We start from the raw sequence: 17,723 nt of genomic DNA, 5'->3' as shown, positions 1-17,723 counted from the left end.
GTACTGACTAATCGGCAACGCAAATTAAAGGCTTTTTTAGATCTTATGTTATCATATGCGCCAATTTTGCTTTTATATACCCAAATTATATGGGTAATTACTCTCTATATGGTGAGTCGATGCGTATTGTAAATTATTGCTTAAATGTTTTATCAGCTGGAGTAAGCCGCTTACTTGTAAGAAGTAAGGTACTGCCAGAAAAGCCGACTGAACAATATGAATTAAACTCTAAAAACCCTACCTTTTATATTGTGCGCCTAAACTCTCGCTTTGACTTAGCGGCGCTTGCTCGGGTATGTAAACGCCATGGATTACCCGATCCTAGAGAACAACAAGTATTAGGCACACAACGCTTAGACCGCTTTATAGGGATTGAAAACCCACCTCCATTAATTGGTGACATAGCAAAGCCAACTAATGCACTAGCGCAAGGCAAACAAATTATTGATCACTTATTAAGTAGTGGTCAAAAAGATGTACAGGTTATTCCTGTTACTATTTTATGGGGCCGAGCGCCCGGCAAAGAAAAGCCCGGACTTAGCACGCTCATAACACACTCATTAACACCAAGTTGGTTTAGAAAGTTATTTGTGGTGTTGTTTTCTGGCCGAGATAACTTTATCCGCTTTAGCCAACCACTCGATTTATCACTTTTAGTAGACGAAAAAGCGGACGTTAACGAGCTTCCACAAAAACTATTAAGAGTAGCCCGCGTGCACTTTCGCCGCCAAAAACTTGCCGCAACAGGCCCTAAAATGCCATCGCGCGAGCAGCTATTTAACTCATTATTAGCCTCTCCAACAATAAAAAAAGCCATACAAGACGAAGCAAAAGCTAAAAATATTAGCCAAGCGCAAGCACGTCAAAATGCGGTTAAGTTACTTAATGAAATAGCGGCTAACTATTCAGAGGCAATGATACGCGTAGCTGAGCGCTTTTTAACTTGGCTGTGGAATAAGCTATATAACGGTATAGATATAAAATACACAGAGCAAATTCATGAGCTGACTAATAAAGGCCACGAAATTATTTATATGCCGTGCCATCGCAGCCATATGGATTACTTACTACTTACTTATGCTATTTATCATCAAGGTTTAGTACCACCACATATAGCCGCGGGTATTAACCTTAACTTTTTTCCGGCAGGCGGGATCTTTCGCCGCTCGGGTGCGTTTTTTATTCGCCGTTCATTTGCCGGTAATAAGCTCTACTCTGCAGTATTTAAAGAATATTTAAGCCAGTTATTTATTAAAGGTTATTCTGTTAAATTTTATACCGAGGGCGGGCGTAGCCGCACCGGGCGTTTGTTACCACCTAAAACGGGTATGTTAGCAATGACCATGCAAGCTATGCTGCGTGGTATTGACCGCCCTATTTCTATTGTGCCGGTATATATTGGTTACGAGCACGTTATGGAAATTAACACGTACCTTAAAGAACTCGCTGGAAATGATAAAAAAGGTGAGTCTATCTTTGGAATTTTTAAAGCGATTAAAAATCTTAAAAACTATGGTCGAGGTTATTTAAACTTTGGTGACCCTATTTCCATAAACCAATACTTAAACGACAACCAACCCAATTGGCGTGACGACATACACCCTACCGATGTACAAAAACCACAATGGTTAGGCCCACAAGTGGCAAACCTAGCCGACCAAGTTATGGTTAAAATTAACAATGCAGCGGCACTTAATGCGGTTAATTTATTAGCGATGATTTTACTGGTAAACGACAAGCACGCACTGAGTAAGCCAAAACTTTTAGCGCAACTTGATTTTTACTTACGCTTACAACGCGATGCCAGCTACAGTAATAAAGTAACAGCTCCAGAGGAAACACCAGAGCAACTGTTAACGCATGCATTAAAGCTTAATAAGTTTGATGTGATAAGTGATGAATTTGGCGAAATTATCGCGATTAACGATAAAGAAAAAACACTCTTTAATTATTATCGTAATAATATTTTACATCTTTTTGCCGTACCAAGTTTAATTGCACTGCATTTGTTTAGAGAAAAAACCACAACAGTTTCAAAATGTCAGCAGCTAGTTGCTGCGTTTTATCCGCTATTTGCTAAAGAATGGTATTTACGAGAGCTAGATGAGGACTACATTACGCGTATTTTAGCTAATTTTGTAGATCAAAACTTAATAGAACTTGATGGCGATAACATTCATATAACCAATACCAACGACTGTTTGGCTAAATTGGATATGTTAGGTAAAGCACTAAACTTTACGTTGCAGCGTTATGCCATTGTGATTGGCTTTATACAAACTAGCAACGGCATTGAAAAAGCAGAGTTAGAGCGAGAAAGCCAAGTGCTAGCACAACGTTTAGGTACTTTGCATGGGATTAAAACCCCAGAGTTTTTTGATAAAAAGGTGCTGGTCAGCTTTATTGATAATTTACGCGCACAGTCTTTAATTACCGATGGTGATGCGGGCTTAATAGGCAGCGTGCAATTATGTGAAACTTATATGCATCTTAAAGCATTATTGCCAGCACGTGTTTGGCAGTCAATTAGCGATATAGTACAAGGTCAGTGTAAATAAAGCCTTAGTTTTGAGTGAGTGCTACGCCGCTTACTTACTTGTTTAAATGTAGGTGCCGTACAATTTATATGGCACCTACTACCCTTTGTTACTAGTGCGTAAGTTAGCGCTGACGCATAACCCCTTCTTGCATTGTTGAGGCAATTAAGTTGCCTTGGCGGTCAAAAAATTGCCCTCTTACTAACCCTCGACCAGAACTTGCACTTGGGCTGTCAACTGAGTATAAAATCCAATCATCCATTCTAAATGGTCGATGAAACCACATTGCATGGTCAATCGTGGCAACTTGCATATTAGGTTGCATAAAAGACACACCATGCGGCTGCAAAGCAGTTGGTAAAAATTCAAAATCAGACGCGTACGCTAATAAGTAATTATGAATACGTTGATCGTCTGGCATTTCACCGTTAGCTTTAAACCAAATGTGCTTAACTGGCTCCATTGCTTCAGGTTTAAATGGGTTATGAAAGGTCACCGGACGTATTTCTATTGGCATTTCACTAATAAATTGATTGCGTATAGCTGCGGGTATTTGCTCGGCGTTTTCTTTATAAAACTCTAACGATGAACGCAGCTCTTCGGGTAAAGGTACGTCAGGCATAGTCGCCTGATGCGATAATCCTTCTTCAGCTCCTTGAAAAGACGCTGTCATGTAAAAAATAGGCTTACCGTACTGAATAGCACTAACCCGACGAGTGCTAAAGCTTTTACCATCGCGAATAGCTTCTACATCATACACAATAGGCTTAGTGGCATCGCCTGGGCGTAAAAAGTAAGAGTGGAGTGAATGTACAATACGCCCCTCTGGTAGCGTTTCTTTTGCAGCAGATAGCGCTTGGCCCATAACTTGGCCGCCAAATACAGCACCAAAACCTAAATCTTGGCTTTGCCCTCGATACAAACCTTGCTCAATTTCTTCAAGTGTTAACAACGACAATAAATCATCTAATACTTGGCTCATTATTACTTCCTCAATTCTCTAATACCCAAATGATACTATACAATAGAGGGATGTAAATCATTCTACGAGTCCTGATATGGCGTATTGGCTATTTAAAACTGAACCCGATGCATTTTCGATTGACGATCTTAAAAATGCACAAAATCAAACCACACTTTGGGAAGGGGTACGTAATTACCAAGCACGTAACTTTATGCGCGACGAGGTAAAAGTAGGTGACCTCGTAATGATTTACCATTCTAGCTGCAAGCTCGTAGGCGTAGTAGGTATTGCTGTAGTAACAAAAGCAGCTTACCCAGATCCAACTCAGTTTGATTTAAGTAGTGATTATTATGATGCTAAAGCCACCAGCGACAATCCTCGCTGGGTAGTAGTAGAAGTAACTTATCAATCTCATTTAGACTCTCTGGTTAGCTTAAAAGAAATAAAAGCTAACCCTCGCATCACCGACATAGCGCTTAAAAAAGGCGGGCGATTGTCAATAATGCCCGTAACCAAAAGTGATTGGCAAATAATCACCCACATGGCTGAGGAGTAAAATATTTTACTATTTAACCTGAGCCTAGTTATTTAAAAATCGGTAAATTTAGTTACCGGCTAATTTATAAGTAAAGCAATCCTCTATGCAACAGGTATAACTCTCTGACACTAATACAAAAGTACGTTTGTTTTTCTTATCTATGGTAATTTGCTATAATTCGCCGCTTGTTTTTGTGGAGGAAAAATGAAGTTACTGTATTGGTTAGATGAGTGGTTAACCCTTTCGTGTGATGAGCAGCAAGCCAAACTGCCAATGTCTGGGGGGGATTTACTTGGCGATGTATATGTTAAGTACGACTTTATTGATATTAATAAGCCTCTACTATTTACCTTTTCGCCTGCTGGTACTGATGTGCAGGAACAAGACCTTCACGCAGACTTCGCGCCCTGGGGTTATCACCTAGCACAAAAACAAAACGTAAATGTGATTGCCTTTCAGCACCTAGGGAAAAGTAATTGGTTTCGTAACCGCAATTTAATTTTTTTTCTGGAACAATTATCCCCACTGCTTACATCTTTTAAGACTCGATTAGGTTATGGCTTAAGCCGTGGCGGCTTTGCGGTTGGTGCTTTTGCAAAATTATTAAAGCTGGATCAGGTATTGCTTTTTCACCCCGTTAGCACTAAAAACAAAAGCTTAGTGCCATGGGACGACCGCTCTAGCACAGATATAGCTCAGCAATATGATTGGGAAGGCAGTTATGCCGATTTAGATTTAGGCAACGCCCAAGGCTATATTATTTACGACCCCACTAATCGTATTGATCGACTACATGCCAAGCGCTATAAGCAACTTAACCATTTACGGGTATTTGGTATGGGTCACGGCACTCACGCCACTTACTTAAACAAGTTTGGTTTTTATAAGCAAGTAGCTGTGGACTTTATGCGCCATCAACAAATTGATATTGCGCAGTTTCGCCTGCAAACTAAAACCTTACGCTTTAAAGAGGACTATTACAAAAGGCTCAATAAAGCGAATAAAAAATCGGCGCATCGCCTAGAATTACTAAGTACTGCACATAATATTTTGATAGACGAAAAAACAGCTCACGTACAGGAGCATCAAGCTAGCATTGATATTCAGCCACTTATTGATGTAGCGCTTAAACATCAAGAGCAGCACCCCGATGATGCCATCCAATTACTCGAAGTCGCCAAGCAATTAGCGCCAAACGACCCTCTTGTGAAGCACAAACTGAAAGAGCTTGAATAGTACTAAAATTTAAACTAGCGGCCTGCAATACTATTAATACCACTGCGGCAACTACTTCCTATTGCCAAAAAGCCTTATATTTAAGGCTTTTTATTTTGCCTTTTTTTACGCCCATGTTTAGGCACTATGGCTAAATACATAATAAGCCCTAACCACGAAAAAAATACAATGCCAATTAACCAAGCATTTTTTTCGTGGCCTTGAGTACGCTTACTATTGAGTACAATAACCACAGGTAAAATATAGGCAATTAAAAGAATGATTAAAAATATAACTTCGTTCATGCTTTTGCCAAAGCCGGCCAGTCAACCTCACGACTTAATACTCGCTCTACTGCTATGTAGTGCAAAATGTCGCCGGCGTTAATTTTATAATCAAGTGGCGGATTTAAATCCATATTTTGTGCACTTAAATTGTGTGCCACACCAAGTAAAATAGCATCATGCTGATGTTTAAAATGATGAAACAAAGTACCAAACTCCATCTCTTTGCTTTGCTCTGGAATGGCTAAGCTAAACTGCGTATCGCCATGTAAAATTGATAGTAGCTCTTCGTGCACTCGGCTCGAACCTGGATCTTGCATTGAACGTACGAGTATTTCTGCCGATTTAACACTGCTGCATTCTACATTTTGGCAATGCTCTAATAGCATATCTACTTTTGTTTCATCTAAAAAATGCGCGCTTATATGGCAATCATCTTTAACTAAACGGCTAATGCGCAATGCGGTAGTAAAGGTTTGATCGTCGTCTTGGCCGTCAATAATCACTTTATCGGCGTAGCTTATAGCTACACGTTTTAGCTCCTCTAAATCGGTAAAGCTACTTAACCGCACAAAGTCGACACTTTCGTTACTTAAAAATGGGTGCTCCATTTGCTCAGTTACTGCAAGTAAAATACGCCGTTCGGTACGTTTAGTGTCGGCCAGAATGTAATCAATCATTTTTTTAGTACGGGTATCGTGCCAACCAAAAATAATAATATGGTTGCTACTGTGAGCAAAGTTTTTATCACCAGTCATAGCGCGCCTAATTAAGTAAGTTATTGTTTGCCCTGTTTTGCCTAACAGAACGCCAAATAAAGCTAAACCAAAAGGTATTTGTATTAAAGCCACCACCCAACGCCCTAAATCTGTGGTTGGGCTAAAATCGCCATACCCTACGGTTGAAGTGGTTACCGTGTAATAATAAAAAAAGGTTGTTAGGGAGGTGAGTGCTTGCTCATTTGCTATATATAACAATCCCCATGTTAAAAGCATATGAGTCAAAATAGCCAGTGCCACTGCTTGCCAACTCAACTGATCTATATGAGCCCGTACAAGTAACACTAGCCTTTTAAATATCACCGGCATAATACAAAGTCTTAGTTAGTAAATTATCTATAAACAACACGTTACTTTATGCTATTGGTTTAAGCAATATTTTCACTATTCTCATTTAAACATAACGCCCATAAGACTAAATGCGGTTTGCCAATTAATGTTTTTCGTGATTAATTACCCTGCAAATAATACTAACAACAGCCCTAGTTATGCTTAATAAAATAGCCACTCCCTTTACCAAGCTCGTTGAGCGCTACCTGCCTGATCCCTTTATATTTGTAATACTGCTAAGTGTTATTACCTTAGTTATCGCTAGCGTGTTTACTCCAACAACCGGTATTGAGGTACTGCAAGCGTGGGGCGATGGTTTTTGGAACTTACTTAGCTTTGCAATGCAAATGCTGCTGGTGTTAATTACCGGCTATATGTTGGCAAGCACTCCACCTATTAGTAAGTTACTAGAAAAGCTCGCCACCTTTGCTAACACTGCACCAAAAGCAATTATATTAGTAACGCTTATTTCACTACTCGCTAGTTGGCTTAACTGGGGGTTTGGCTTAGTTATTGGCGCGTTATTTGCCAAAGCCATTGCTAAACACACCCGAGTTGATTACCGCTTATTAGTTGCCAGCGCCTACTCAGGTTTTGTAGTGTGGCATGGCGGGTTAGCAGGCTCAATTCCACTGACGATAGCCACCGAAGGGCACTTTTTGCAATCAAGCATGGGGATTATTAGCACTGAGCAAACGCTATTTGCGGGCTTTAATATTGCCATACTAGTAGGGTTATTTATTATTATGCCGCTAGTTAACCGTTACATGCTACCAAGCGCCGAGGAAAGTGTTTACATAGACCCCGCACTATTAAAAAGTACCTCCCCTGCAATAATTAATATTACCAGGCCAGCCCAACACTTAGAGCAAAGTAAGTTGCTTGGTATTACAATTGGCTTACTGGGGTTAATTTATTTAGGTTATTACTTTTTAGTTGCCGGTGGCGGCTTAAACTTAAATAGCGTAATTGCGTTGTTTTTGTTTTTAGCTATAACCTTACATCAAACACCGCATAACTTACTCAATAGCTTACAGCAGGCAATTCCTAGTGGCGCAGGTATTGTTATTCAATTTCCGTTTTATGCCGGCATTATGGCGGTAATGGTTGATAGTGGCCTAGCACAGCAAATATCAAGCGGTTTTATTGCCATAGCAGATGCAGACAGTTTGCCATTTTTTAGTTTTATAAGTGCCGGGTTGGTTAATATGTTTGTGCCTTCGGGCGGCGGACAATGGGCGGTACAAGCGCCAATTGTAATACCCGCAGCGCAAGCGCTTGGCGCCGACATCTCACGAGTTGCAATGGCAGTAGCCTGGGGCGATGCGTGGACTAACTTAATTCAACCTTTTTGGGCATTACCTGTACTTGCTATAGCAGGCCTAAAAGCCAAAGACATTATGGGCTTTTGCGTAGTGCAGCTATTTGTAACTGGGGTATTTATATCCTTAATGTTGAGCTTTTATTAACTGTATAAAAATAATGTATTAAGCAGGACTGCAATTACAGCCCTGCTTTTAAATACGATTAGCTCGATAATATTTTCATTGGCAAGCTTAAAATGGGGTTTTCTGAGTCTGCAAAATGCATCATTACGGCTATATGCCCGGCAACCACCAGCGCATACATCACCGCTGAAAAACCTTGGCCATACTTATCAAGTGGCATTAAATGTGAAGTGTGCCTGCCGCGCCATTCAAATACAATTTCCAGCGCACCAATAAACAAAAAGAACACCAACAACATTAAACCAAAGGTGTAACTTAGCCATAAACCAAACAGCACTCCCAATAAACACACACTTAAACCGACCCATGAGCGCATAGAAAAGCTAATACTTTTTAATACATGGCCACCATCAAGCGGTAAGATAGGCAGTAAATTAAATAAGTTAAGTAAAGCGCTAAGCACAGCAACACCAGCAAATATTTCCATTTCGGTAGCGTAGTACAACACTAAACTTAATACTGACGTTATAAGCCCAAACGCGGGGCCCATTAAAGAAATCACTACATCTTGCCAACGCGTGGTAATTTTATCATCACTTACTGCAAGCCCGCCTACAAACGGAATTAAATAAATGCCTTTGGTTTTAATGCCAAAATATTGCATGGCACGCACATGGCCGTATTCATGCACCACTAAGCAAGCAATAAGCATAAGTGCAAACTCAATACTGAATAACCAGGCATAACCGGCAACTGACGCTCCCGCTAACACTACCTTAATTACTTTGGCACTTTTAAATAGCTTAAAACCAAGGGCGGCCAATCCAAGCCAGCCTTTTTTAGTTTCACCACCAGTAGCTGCAGGTAAAGCAAGTTGCGTAGCAAACTCATCGTTTACAAACAACGAAATACTCTGCTCATTTACCAATGAGCTATCAATACCTATTAGTTTGTTATCAAAAGTAAATTGATAATAGTTGTCGCGGGGGTTATCAAAAGTAATCGCTTGTTGACTATGAAATATCTGCACAACTTTTTGCCCAGAAACCATTAGTGTAAAAGGCTGATCGGCTAACTTAAGTTCTATTCTTATCATAATTAAAACCGTTTAAAACAATAGCGCTAGTATACCGACTCAGCTAAAAAACACGAGCGAGCATGATTAATAACAACTTTTTATTAGCCGGCTAATATACACATTAAAAGAATGACAAACACATGAGAATCTACTACTTTTATAGTAATACACACTATGCATTGAAAGGGATAACAGTGAAAAAAGTAGTGCCTAATATTCTGGTCGTTGATGACTCAAAAGCTATTTTAATTGTAATGGAAGCAATCCTCGCTGAGTTAGATATGTCAGATACCATAACCACTTGCCTAAGTGCTACAAAAGCGCTAGAAAAAGTTAAACGTGACATAAACTATTTTGATGCCATTTTTACCGATTTAAACATGCCTGAAATGGATGGCATGGAGCTAATACGCCATTTAGGAGAGCTAAATTACCAAGGCGCCATTATTATTATTTCTGAAATGGAGCATAAGGTAATTAGTTTAGCTGCCAACTTAGCCAAGCAGCATAATGCTCACCTTATCGGTAATATTTCTAAGCCCGTACAATTAACTCAAGTAGGCTCCTTGTTAAATAAAGTTGCCTATTTAAATAGCCACACTTTAATAAAAGAACCTGCTATTTCAAAAACAGAGCTTATTAACGCATTAAAAAATGACGAAATAACGCCGTTTTATCAACCTAAAATATGTATTAATACCAGTAAAATAAAAAGTGCTGAAGTATTAGCGCGTATTGTGTCAAATACCGACGGTAGTATAATTTTACCAGCTCGTTTTATTAGCCTTGCTGAGCAACATGATCTAATTAATGAAATTACATTTGCGCTCTTTGAAAAAGCCACCAGTGATTTCGAAAATATAAAAGAACAGCTAGGACAAAATTTAAAACTGGCATTTAACTTATCTCCCATGCAGTTAAACGATCTTAGCTGCCCAAATAAGCTATTACTTATATTAAAACTTAACCAGCTTAAACCTAGTGATATTATTATTGAGATAACCGAACAACATGCGCTTTCAAGCCTAAGCCAATTAGAAACATTAAACCGCTTAAGAATGCATGGTTTTGGTTTATCGCTTGACGATTTTGGCGTTGGCTTTACTAACATGAGCCAGCTTAAAAACTTGCCCTTTACCGAAATAAAAATAGACCGCACACTTATTAGTAATATAGAAACAGATCAGTTTTCTCAAGTTGTTGTAAGCTCCCTCATCGACATTACCAATCAAGAGCATTTAGAACTAGTAGCAGAAGGGGTTGAGCGCCCCGAAGAGCTTGCTTATTTAAGGCATTACAAAACTCGCTTAGCAATACAGGGATTTTTATTTAGTCGTCCTAAATCTAAGAGTGAATTTATAGACTGGGCACAATATTGGATTAAAGTGACAGGAAATACCATTAACTATAAACCCCCAAGCTAATAAGGAGACCTCTTTAGTTGTCTCCTCTAGGGTGTTTATCCTCTTCAGTGACTAAGTTTTTACTATTTGCCAAACGTTTATGCCAACGCTGCTTCGCAACCGCACGCATATTAGTGGACTGATCACGCTCATCTACAATTTCTAAACCCATTAGTGCTTCAATCATGTCCTCAAGCGTAACAATACCCTGTACGTCGCCATACTCATCAACCACTAAACAAATATGCGTGCGGTCTGTTAATAAGGTTTGTAACAACGACGACGCATTTTGCGAACTAGGAACCGTATAGATTGGCTTTACTAGTTTACTAATTTTGTAATCGCTACCTAAGCGATGACATGCCAACATAATATCGTTTTTATGCACAAAGCCGATAATATCGTCAGTGTCTTTATCAAACACCAATATGCGAGAAAACGACGACGAACCATGCAGGTTCAAGTATTCGTTTACGGTTAAGTCTTTATGAACTTTAAAAATAACTGTACGTGGGGTCATCAAATCGCATAATTTGGCATGTCTAAAATGTAATAAGTTACGAATTATTTCAGACTCATCTTGGTGCAGCGCCCCCGACTCAGTGCCTATATCGGCCATGGCTTCTATTTCTTGGCGAATATAATAGGCTTGGTCATGCTTTGGTCCCATTAAATTTGTCAGCTTTTGTGCAAGCCATACAAAAGGTTTAAGCAATATAACTAAAAAACGTAAACCGTAAGTCACACTTGGGGTAAGTACTCGCCAATAGTTTGCCCCTAACGTTTTAGGTATGATTTCAGAAAACACCAGCACAAATAAAGTCATCACTGCAGAGGCAACCCCTACTGCTGCATCCGAAAATACAATAGCTGCTTGCGCGCCAACTCCAGCGGCTCCGGCGGTATGCGCCACCGTATTAAGCGTTAAAATAGCCGCTAATGGCTGATCAATATTATTTTTTAGTTTTTCGAGCTGCTTAGCTAATACAGGCTGCTTTTTACGCAGTAATGCAACATAACTAGGTGAAATGCTTAACAGCACGGCTTCCATTACTGAGCATAAAAATGAAATAACAATGGCAACGACCATATAAACTATCAGTAATGTCATTTGCTCTCCGCTTAGTTGAATATATGGGCATGATAACAATACATGCTATATTTGGCCAAAGACTCAATAATAATAGGTATAATAATGAAACTTAACGCACTTTGGCGTCATAGCAATAAACTATTCAAACACTCCTTTGCCCTTTTTACTCTTAGCAGCTTAAGTTTTGCCGCGTTTGCAGCGCCGCTTGATAAATCTAAAATTCAATTTATTGGTCCACTGGCTGAAAACATGCAATTAAAGCCTTTTCAAACGGCCCAAAGCGATAGCATAATTAGTAACTTATTACCCCAGCTACAACTCCCCGTAGCTAACTTTTCGGTGTTTGACAAAAAACACAGCTGGCAGCCATTTAATAAAATAAATGCACTCACTTTAGGCGGCTTACAGGCACTTAAGTTTAATATAGAAACCACGCGTTTTAGCCAAGGTACGTTAACCTTAAAAGGCATTGAACAAGGGCAATTGTTTATAAATGGCGAATTGCAAAAGGCAGACAACAGCAGCTACAAACTCGCCTTAAATAATGGTAGTCATACTGCTATTATTGTTGCGCAACAAGTTGCAAATTGGCACGATGTAATACTCGACTTTGCACCAAAAACACCGAGCGATAATATTACCCTTAATACTTCACAAACTAAGCGTTTATCGGCAAAACAATTATTTGATGCTCCCACTATTAGCGGCTTATCATTAGCGCCAAACTCAGAGCACTATATTACGACAACGCGCCGCTTTAATGATAAAACACTAAATCAAGCAAACAATGTAACTGAACTTAAAAACACCGACAATCAAACACTGTATCGCTTTGAGGCAGAACAACCAAGCAACCTTATTTGGAGCCCAGACAACCGCTTTTTAATGTATTTACTAAATGGTGAATTAAAACAACTTAACCGTAAAAATTTATCAGTAAAAACCCTCTCTACTCGCTTAGAAGGCGCTAGCGGTTTTACCTTTTATAACGAGCACAGTGTAATATTTAGTTGGTCTAACCCTGCATCTGACAAGGGTAATGACAAACTCACGAAGCATTATAAAGGGTTACAAGATCGCTGGTCATACGCACGTTCAGTAAGCCAAGTTTATATGCTTGATACGCAAAGTGGTTTAATAAAAACACTCAGCCAAGGGCCGCTTTCGCATAGCTTTGAAGACTTTAACAATAAGCGCGGCAAACTATTAATGAGCCGCCCTGTAGTCGCTATGCAAGCGTCAACTCATCCAGAAACAGAACTAGTAGAGCTTGATTTAAAATCAAATAAGCTTACTTCTTTGGGTAAATTTAAAACTTTTAATCAGGCCAAATACGCCAATAAAGATGTGTATGTTGTTGCAGGTCCCGACTTTAAAAATGGGGCAGGTAGAGCATTGCCAAAAGAAATGCTAGCGAATAACTACGACGGTCAACTTTACCTACTTACAGACGGCGGAAAAAACGTTAAAGCACTCAGTAAACAGTTTGATCCGGCAATAGGAAGCCTGAGTGTATTAAACAATGGCGACGCATTGCTAAAGGTTACTGAGCACGACACCCAACCGCTCTACCTATTTGATTTAAGTAAGCAGCGCTTTAAAAAATTAAATACCGGTTTAGATATTGTTGAGCAGTTTAGCTACTCACACGAGCGCAACATTGAAATATTACTCAGTGGCACCACGGCTTCTAGTCCACAACAATTAAAGCGATTTAATATAAGTAAAAACACCGCTAAAATAATCTGGGATTCAAAGCCACTTAGCTATGCAAATACACAAATTCCAACTCTCGAAGAATTTAATTTCACTAATAAAAATGGCGTTGAAATTTCAGGGCGTGTTTATATCCCAAATAACCTTGATAAAACTAAAAAACACCCAGCGCTGGTTTATTACTATGGCGGCACATCGCCAGTGACACGAGGCTTTACTGGACGTTATCCGTTTAATTTATGGGCGGCAAACGGATATGTGGTTTATGTAATACAGCCAACAGGCGCTACCGGCTTTGGGCAAAAGTTTTCGGCGCAGCACGTTAATGCGTGGGGCAACTACACCAGCGACGATATAATTGCAGGCACGCAGGCATTTTTAAATAAATACAACTATGTAGATAGCGAAAAGGTAGGCAATTTAGGTGCCTCTTACGGTGGCTTTATGACTATGCATTTAGCAACTAAAACCGACTTATTTAGCGCATCGATTTCTCATGCTGGTATTTCTAACCTCACATCTTACTGGGGTGAAGGATGGTGGGGCTACTTATATTCTGGCGAAGCGTCTAAAAACAGCTTTCCGTGGAATAACCCCGAGCTTTATAGTAAACATAGCCCGGTATTTAATGCCGATAAAGTAACCACGCCTATGCTACTCATTCATGGTGACAGTGATACTAACGTACCCGTTGGCGAAAGCTTAACTATGTACACTGCACTTAAATTACTTAATAAAGATGTAGAGTTAATAGAATACAAAGGTGCGAACCATCAAATTATTGCCCGCGACAAACGTTTTGATTGGTGGAATACCATGCTAGCTTATTTTGATAAAAAACTTAAAAATGAGCCACAATGGTGGGATTATCTTTACCCTAACGACTAGTCGCTAAATTGTTTTTAATAATTAAGTGAACTGAGATTAAGATATTTATTCTGAGTACAGCAGGCTAAATAGCACCTTTAATAAAACCCTAAAGGTGCTAAATTTTCTAAACTGTAAACTTATTAACTACTTTTGAAACATTAGCTTACTTAAAAACAATAAACGCCCTTCTCAGCCTTTACTTAATGGTGCTACCATAGAAAACTATAAGCATTAACAATAAAGTATTATGACTATTCATGTTTTATTGGTTGAGGACGACGAATTACTCGTTAAACGCATCCAAAATCATTTTACAAATACCGAGTTTACAATAGAAGTTGACCCTACTGGCGCCGATGCACTGAGCACTATAAGGTCGCGAGTTAATTTGCGCGGTGCTTTTTCATTAGCCATTATTGATATTGTTTTACCAAAGCGCGACGGCTTACAACTTGCAAAAGAGCTAAATACCCTTACCGATATTGGCGTAATTTTATTATCGAGCCGTGATTCACAGGCCGATCGCATTGCTGGCCTTGCCCAAGGCGCAGACGACTACATATGCAAACCCGTAGACTTACTTGAACTAGAGCTGCGCATGCGTGCTTTATATAAACGCATTGCACACTTAAATTCAGAAAATGATAAAAACGATGACAACGGCGAAGAGTTTATAGAATATGCCGACTTTAAATTACACCCCGACAACCGCACACTAATTACAGCTACAGGTGCTGAATCGCGCTTAACCGAAGCGGAACATAAAGTACTTATTTGTTTAATTGGTAACGCAGGTAAAGCAACTTCTCGCGAAAAAATATCTGAAGAAATAGGCCAGCCTGATTGGAGCCCAAACGATCGTACTGTTGATGTGTTAATTGGCCGTTTGCGTAAAAAATTAAATGATGAAAAAGATCAAAAGCGCATTGTTACCGTACGCGGCAAAGGTTATATGCTCTCTATTTAGTACTTAGTTAATTGCGCTAGTAAGCGCTCAAAGGCGCGGTAGTTAAGTGCTTCTTTTAGCTCATTTAAGCTAATACGCTCCGCCCCTTTTAAATCACTAATAGTACGCGCTACTTTAATTATTCTATGGTATGAGCGTGGCGATAATGCCAGTTTTTCACTCGCTCTGGCTAAAAACTGCAACTCAGTGGAAGCGAGATCACAATGTATACTCATTTCTTTATTGTTTAACCGCGCATTCACTTTACCTTGGCGTTTTAGCTGCAAATAATAAGCAGCCTCTACTCGCGCTCTTACTACTGCACTGGTTTCTTCGGGTTTGCTACTTTGTAACTCAACACTCGTTAGCCTTGGTAATTCAATTTGTAAGTCAATACGGTCAATAAACGGCCCCGAAACACGCGACAAATAACGCATTACTTGATCAGGCGTTGCCCGCTTATCATTATGGCAACCTGTAGGGCTGGGGTTTAGCGCCGTAATAAGCTGAAACTGCGCCGGAAACTCCATTTGCCTTGCCGCACGCGAAATAGTGACAGTACCAGTTTCCATAGGTTCACGCAGCGAATCGAGCACTTTACGTTCGAACTCTGGCAACTCATCTAAAAAAAGCACGCCATTATGCGCCAATGAAATTTCACCCGGTTTAGGGTTTGACGAGCCACCGACTAATGCAACGGCAGAGCAGGTATGGTGAGGATTGCGAAATGGCCGTTGTCGCCAATTAGTTAAATCAATCGACTGGCCAATAATAGAATAAAGCGCCGCAGTAGCAATTGCTTCATCATCTGACATGGTTGGCATAATGGTTGCCATACGTTGAGCCAGCATTGACTTACCCGTACCAGGGGGTCCTAAAAATAGTAAGTTATGGCCTCCTGCAGCGGCAATTTCGAGTACTCGCTTTGCCCCAGGCTGGCCTTTCACATCACTTAAATCAAGCAAAAAATCAGGAGCTTGCGTGCAATCTGGGTATTGTATATTTAACGGCAGTGGTTGCTGATTAAGTAAATCGCCCCACACTTCTGCAATAGAGCTTACGGCTTTGCGTTTAACCCCGTTAACTAAACTGGCTAAGCTATCATTTGCCAGTGGTAAAAAACAGCAACGGTCCTGCTCTTTAGCAGCAAGCACCGAGGGCAAAATAGCATTTACGCCACGTATCTCACCGTTAAGTGCCAGCTCCCCATAAAATTCATATTTATGAATGTCAGAGCACACTATTTGCCCTGAGGCGACTAAAATACCTACAGCAATAGCAAGATCGAATCGGCCACCGTCTTTTGGTAAATCGGCAGGGGCTAAATTAACAGTAATACGTTGATCGGGAAAACCAAACTTAGAATTTTCAAGTGCGCTACGCACTCTGTCTTTAGATTCTTTAACCGAAGCCTCGGGCAAACCGACAATATGAAAAGCAGGCAAACCATTACCTAAATGCACCTCAACAATCACTTCGGGGGCATTTATGCCCACCTGAGCACGAGAATATATGCGAGCTAACGACATTCCCTATCCTAATAAATACCCTTTAGCTTTAGTTTAGTCGGGATATTTAAAAACGTGTAATACAATACCCCATTTTATGGCTGCAAAACGCAGTAATAGAGTCATCAACATACTCAAAATCATCGCAACTTCAACGATAAGCGAAAAGTTAATACACAAGGTGTACACTATTCCCCCTGCTATACAGGTGGTTGCATAAAGCTCGCCCTTTAACAGCATGGGGATCTCTCGGGCAAGTACATCACGAATTAGGCCACCAAAACATCCAGTAATAACCCCCATAATCACTGCTGTCATATCTGGCATACCGGCAAGCAATGCTTTTTGTGTGCCCATCACGGCAAAAAAAGCTAAACCAAACGCATCGGCAATTTGTAAGTTATAGTGGGGTATGGTTCTTTGCTTATTTATTAGTCGCGTTGTTAGTAGTATTGCAGCTAAAATTGCAGCAAAATAACTTTGGTCGTGCAGCCAAAATACCGGAACATTTAATATCACATCGCGAACAGTTCCTCCGCCGATAGCAGTTACGGTAGCAAGTACAACAACACCAAAGCCATCCATCTTCTTTTCATACGCTACCAAGGTGCCCGATATGGCAAATACTGCAACACCTATTAAATCAAACCAGTGGTAAAGTTCTGTCATGCCTACTCTTGCTAAAATATTTACGTTATTGCTACATAAGCTACGCTAAGTTTAAAAAAATAACTACTTTTAGCACTAATTAAGCTACTAAGTTCCTTTTATATTCAAAACTAGTCTATAAACCCTATGAGTTAAATTAACCTTTATAGCCGTTTATTACTCCTTCCTGATTAGCCAATTGAACGTGGTAAACAGTAAAGCGACGGCTTTTGGGTTGTAAGTCATTCGCCAAACTTTAGACATAAAAAAACACTCTTTAAGAGTGTCTGTTTATTCTTATTTATTTCAGTGGTTGCGGGAGCCAGGGTTTATGAAGAGCGAACGCATCACGCAGTGACGACGACC

The 17,723-nt window shown here is 40.0% G+C and carries 14 protein-coding genes; 7 read left to right on the top strand and 7 right to left on the bottom strand.

Features of this window, described 5'->3' with window-relative positions; translation table 11 throughout:
• Positions 1–119: 119 nt before the first annotated feature.
• Positions 120–2,558, top strand: a complete 2,439-nt coding sequence (plsB, locus tag AAEZ22_RS07720) for a glycerol-3-phosphate 1-O-acyltransferase PlsB (protein WP_011326864.1) — start codon at positions 120–122, stop codon at positions 2,556–2,558.
• Positions 2,559–2,661: 103 nt separating this feature from the next.
• Here the strand turns inward: plsB and tesB are convergent, their stop codons facing one another.
• Positions 2,662–3,519, bottom strand: coding sequence for an acyl-CoA thioesterase II (gene tesB, locus AAEZ22_RS07715; protein WP_011326863.1), 858 nt, complete (start codon positions 3,517–3,519; stop codon positions 2,662–2,664).
• 76 nt (positions 3,520–3,595) lie between these two features.
• On the opposite strand from tesB, the gene AAEZ22_RS07710 reads away from it, so the two are divergent.
• A complete protein-coding gene (locus AAEZ22_RS07710; protein WP_182684122.1) occupies positions 3,596–4,057 on the top strand; it encodes an EVE domain-containing protein in 462 nt (153 codons plus the stop codon).
• A gap of 186 nt (positions 4,058–4,243) precedes the next feature.
• Positions 4,244–5,275 (top strand): hypothetical protein, encoded by a 1,032-nt coding sequence (locus tag AAEZ22_RS07705; RefSeq protein ID WP_011326861.1) that lies wholly within the window; start codon positions 4,244–4,246, stop codon positions 5,273–5,275.
• A gap of 80 nt (positions 5,276–5,355) precedes the next feature.
• Here the strand turns inward: AAEZ22_RS07705 and AAEZ22_RS07700 are convergent, their stop codons facing one another.
• Together AAEZ22_RS07700 and AAEZ22_RS07695 are read right to left on the bottom strand one after the other, a co-directional pair.
• The gene (locus tag AAEZ22_RS07700; RefSeq protein ID WP_011326860.1) at positions 5,356–5,559 is read right to left on the bottom strand and encodes a PLDc N-terminal domain-containing protein; all 204 of its coding nucleotides are present in this window, start codon (positions 5,557–5,559) and stop codon (positions 5,356–5,358) included.
• Positions 5,556–6,626, bottom strand: a complete 1,071-nt coding sequence (locus AAEZ22_RS07695; RefSeq protein WP_011326859.1) for a potassium channel family protein — start codon at positions 6,624–6,626, stop codon at positions 5,556–5,558. Before AAEZ22_RS07695 ends, AAEZ22_RS07700 begins: the two co-directional genes overlap by 4 nt.
• A gap of 179 nt (positions 6,627–6,805) precedes the next feature.
• Here AAEZ22_RS07695 and AAEZ22_RS07690 point away from each other — a divergent pair, with 179 nt between their 5' ends.
• Entirely contained in the window at positions 6,806–8,116 is a 1,311-nt protein-coding gene (locus AAEZ22_RS07690) for a short-chain fatty acid transporter (protein ID WP_011326858.1), read from the top strand.
• A 58-nt stretch (positions 8,117–8,174) separates the two neighbouring features.
• Here AAEZ22_RS07690 and AAEZ22_RS07685 read toward each other — a convergent pair whose 3' ends face one another.
• Positions 8,175–9,191, bottom strand: coding sequence for a metalloprotease (locus AAEZ22_RS07685; protein ID WP_011326857.1), 1,017 nt, complete (start codon positions 9,189–9,191; stop codon positions 8,175–8,177).
• A gap of 176 nt (positions 9,192–9,367) precedes the next feature.
• Between AAEZ22_RS07685 and AAEZ22_RS07680 the strand changes: the two genes are divergently transcribed.
• Positions 9,368–10,597 (top strand): EAL domain-containing response regulator, encoded by a 1,230-nt coding sequence (locus tag AAEZ22_RS07680; RefSeq protein ID WP_192532638.1) that lies wholly within the window; start codon positions 9,368–9,370, stop codon positions 10,595–10,597.
• Positions 10,598–10,610: 13 nt separating this feature from the next.
• On the opposite strand, the gene AAEZ22_RS07675 is transcribed toward AAEZ22_RS07680, so the two are convergent.
• Positions 10,611–11,687 carry a hemolysin family protein gene (locus tag AAEZ22_RS07675; protein ID WP_011326855.1) on the bottom strand — a complete coding sequence of 359 codons (1,077 nt, stop codon included), beginning with the start codon at positions 11,685–11,687 and terminating at the stop codon, positions 10,611–10,613.
• An 84-nt stretch (positions 11,688–11,771) separates the two neighbouring features.
• Between AAEZ22_RS07675 and AAEZ22_RS07670 the strand changes: the two genes are divergently transcribed.
• Together AAEZ22_RS07670 and AAEZ22_RS07665 are read left to right on the top strand one after the other, a co-directional pair.
• Positions 11,772–14,273: an alpha/beta hydrolase family protein gene (locus AAEZ22_RS07670; RefSeq protein ID WP_352296752.1), complete on the top strand. Its 2,502-nt coding sequence runs from the start codon at positions 11,772–11,774 to the stop codon at positions 14,271–14,273.
• Between the two features lie 229 nt (positions 14,274–14,502).
• Positions 14,503–15,222, top strand: a complete 720-nt coding sequence (locus AAEZ22_RS07665) for a response regulator transcription factor (RefSeq protein WP_086993704.1) — start codon at positions 14,503–14,505, stop codon at positions 15,220–15,222.
• Here the strand turns inward: AAEZ22_RS07665 and AAEZ22_RS07660 are convergent.
• A complete protein-coding gene (locus AAEZ22_RS07660) occupies positions 15,219–16,730 on the bottom strand; it encodes a YifB family Mg chelatase-like AAA ATPase (protein WP_089367560.1) in 1,512 nt (503 codons plus the stop codon). The genes AAEZ22_RS07665 and AAEZ22_RS07660 overlap by 4 nt on opposite strands.
• Positions 16,731–16,763: 33 nt before the next feature.
• Entirely contained in the window at positions 16,764–17,378 is a 615-nt protein-coding gene (locus tag AAEZ22_RS07655; RefSeq protein ID WP_011326851.1) for a trimeric intracellular cation channel family protein, read from the bottom strand.
• Between the last annotated feature and the right edge of the window lie 345 nt (positions 17,379–17,723).

It is taken from the genome of Pseudoalteromonas sp. 20-MNA-CIBAN-0454, assembly GCF_040308685.1.
GTDB lineage: Bacteria > Pseudomonadota > Gammaproteobacteria > Enterobacterales > Alteromonadaceae > Pseudoalteromonas > Pseudoalteromonas nigrifaciens.
Note: the sequence above shows the minus strand (reverse complement) of the source record. Positions and strands in the feature narration are given on the sequence as shown.

Excerpts from the sequence above, each read along its gene's own strand:
- AAEZ22_RS07665 (WP_086993704.1), top strand. The coding sequence starts at position 14,503 with ATGACTATTCATGTTTTATTGGTTGAGGACGACGAATTACTCGTTAAA.
- tesB (WP_011326863.1), bottom strand. The coding sequence starts at position 3,519 with ATGAGCCAAGTATTAGATGATTTATTGTCGTTGTTAACACTTGAAGAA.
- AAEZ22_RS07710 (WP_182684122.1), top strand. The coding sequence starts at position 3,596 with ATGGCGTATTGGCTATTTAAAACTGAACCCGATGCATTTTCGATTGAC.
- plsB (WP_011326864.1), top strand. The coding sequence starts at position 120 with ATGCGTATTGTAAATTATTGCTTAAATGTTTTATCAGCTGGAGTAAGC.
- AAEZ22_RS07670 (WP_352296752.1), top strand. The coding sequence starts at position 11,772 with ATGAAACTTAACGCACTTTGGCGTCATAGCAATAAACTATTCAAACAC.
- AAEZ22_RS07700 (WP_011326860.1), bottom strand. The coding sequence starts at position 5,559 with ATGAACGAAGTTATATTTTTAATCATTCTTTTAATTGCCTATATTTTA.
- AAEZ22_RS07695 (WP_011326859.1), bottom strand. The coding sequence starts at position 6,626 with ATGCCGGTGATATTTAAAAGGCTAGTGTTACTTGTACGGGCTCATATA.
- AAEZ22_RS07685 (WP_011326857.1), bottom strand. The coding sequence starts at position 9,191 with ATGATAAGAATAGAACTTAAGTTAGCCGATCAGCCTTTTACACTAATG.
- AAEZ22_RS07690 (WP_011326858.1), top strand. The coding sequence starts at position 6,806 with ATGCTTAATAAAATAGCCACTCCCTTTACCAAGCTCGTTGAGCGCTAC.
- AAEZ22_RS07705 (WP_011326861.1), top strand. The coding sequence starts at position 4,244 with ATGAAGTTACTGTATTGGTTAGATGAGTGGTTAACCCTTTCGTGTGAT.
- AAEZ22_RS07655 (WP_011326851.1), bottom strand. The coding sequence starts at position 17,378 with ATGACAGAACTTTACCACTGGTTTGATTTAATAGGTGTTGCAGTATTT.
- AAEZ22_RS07675 (WP_011326855.1), bottom strand. The coding sequence starts at position 11,687 with ATGACATTACTGATAGTTTATATGGTCGTTGCCATTGTTATTTCATTT.
- AAEZ22_RS07660 (WP_089367560.1), bottom strand. The coding sequence starts at position 16,730 with ATGTCGTTAGCTCGCATATATTCTCGTGCTCAGGTGGGCATAAATGCC.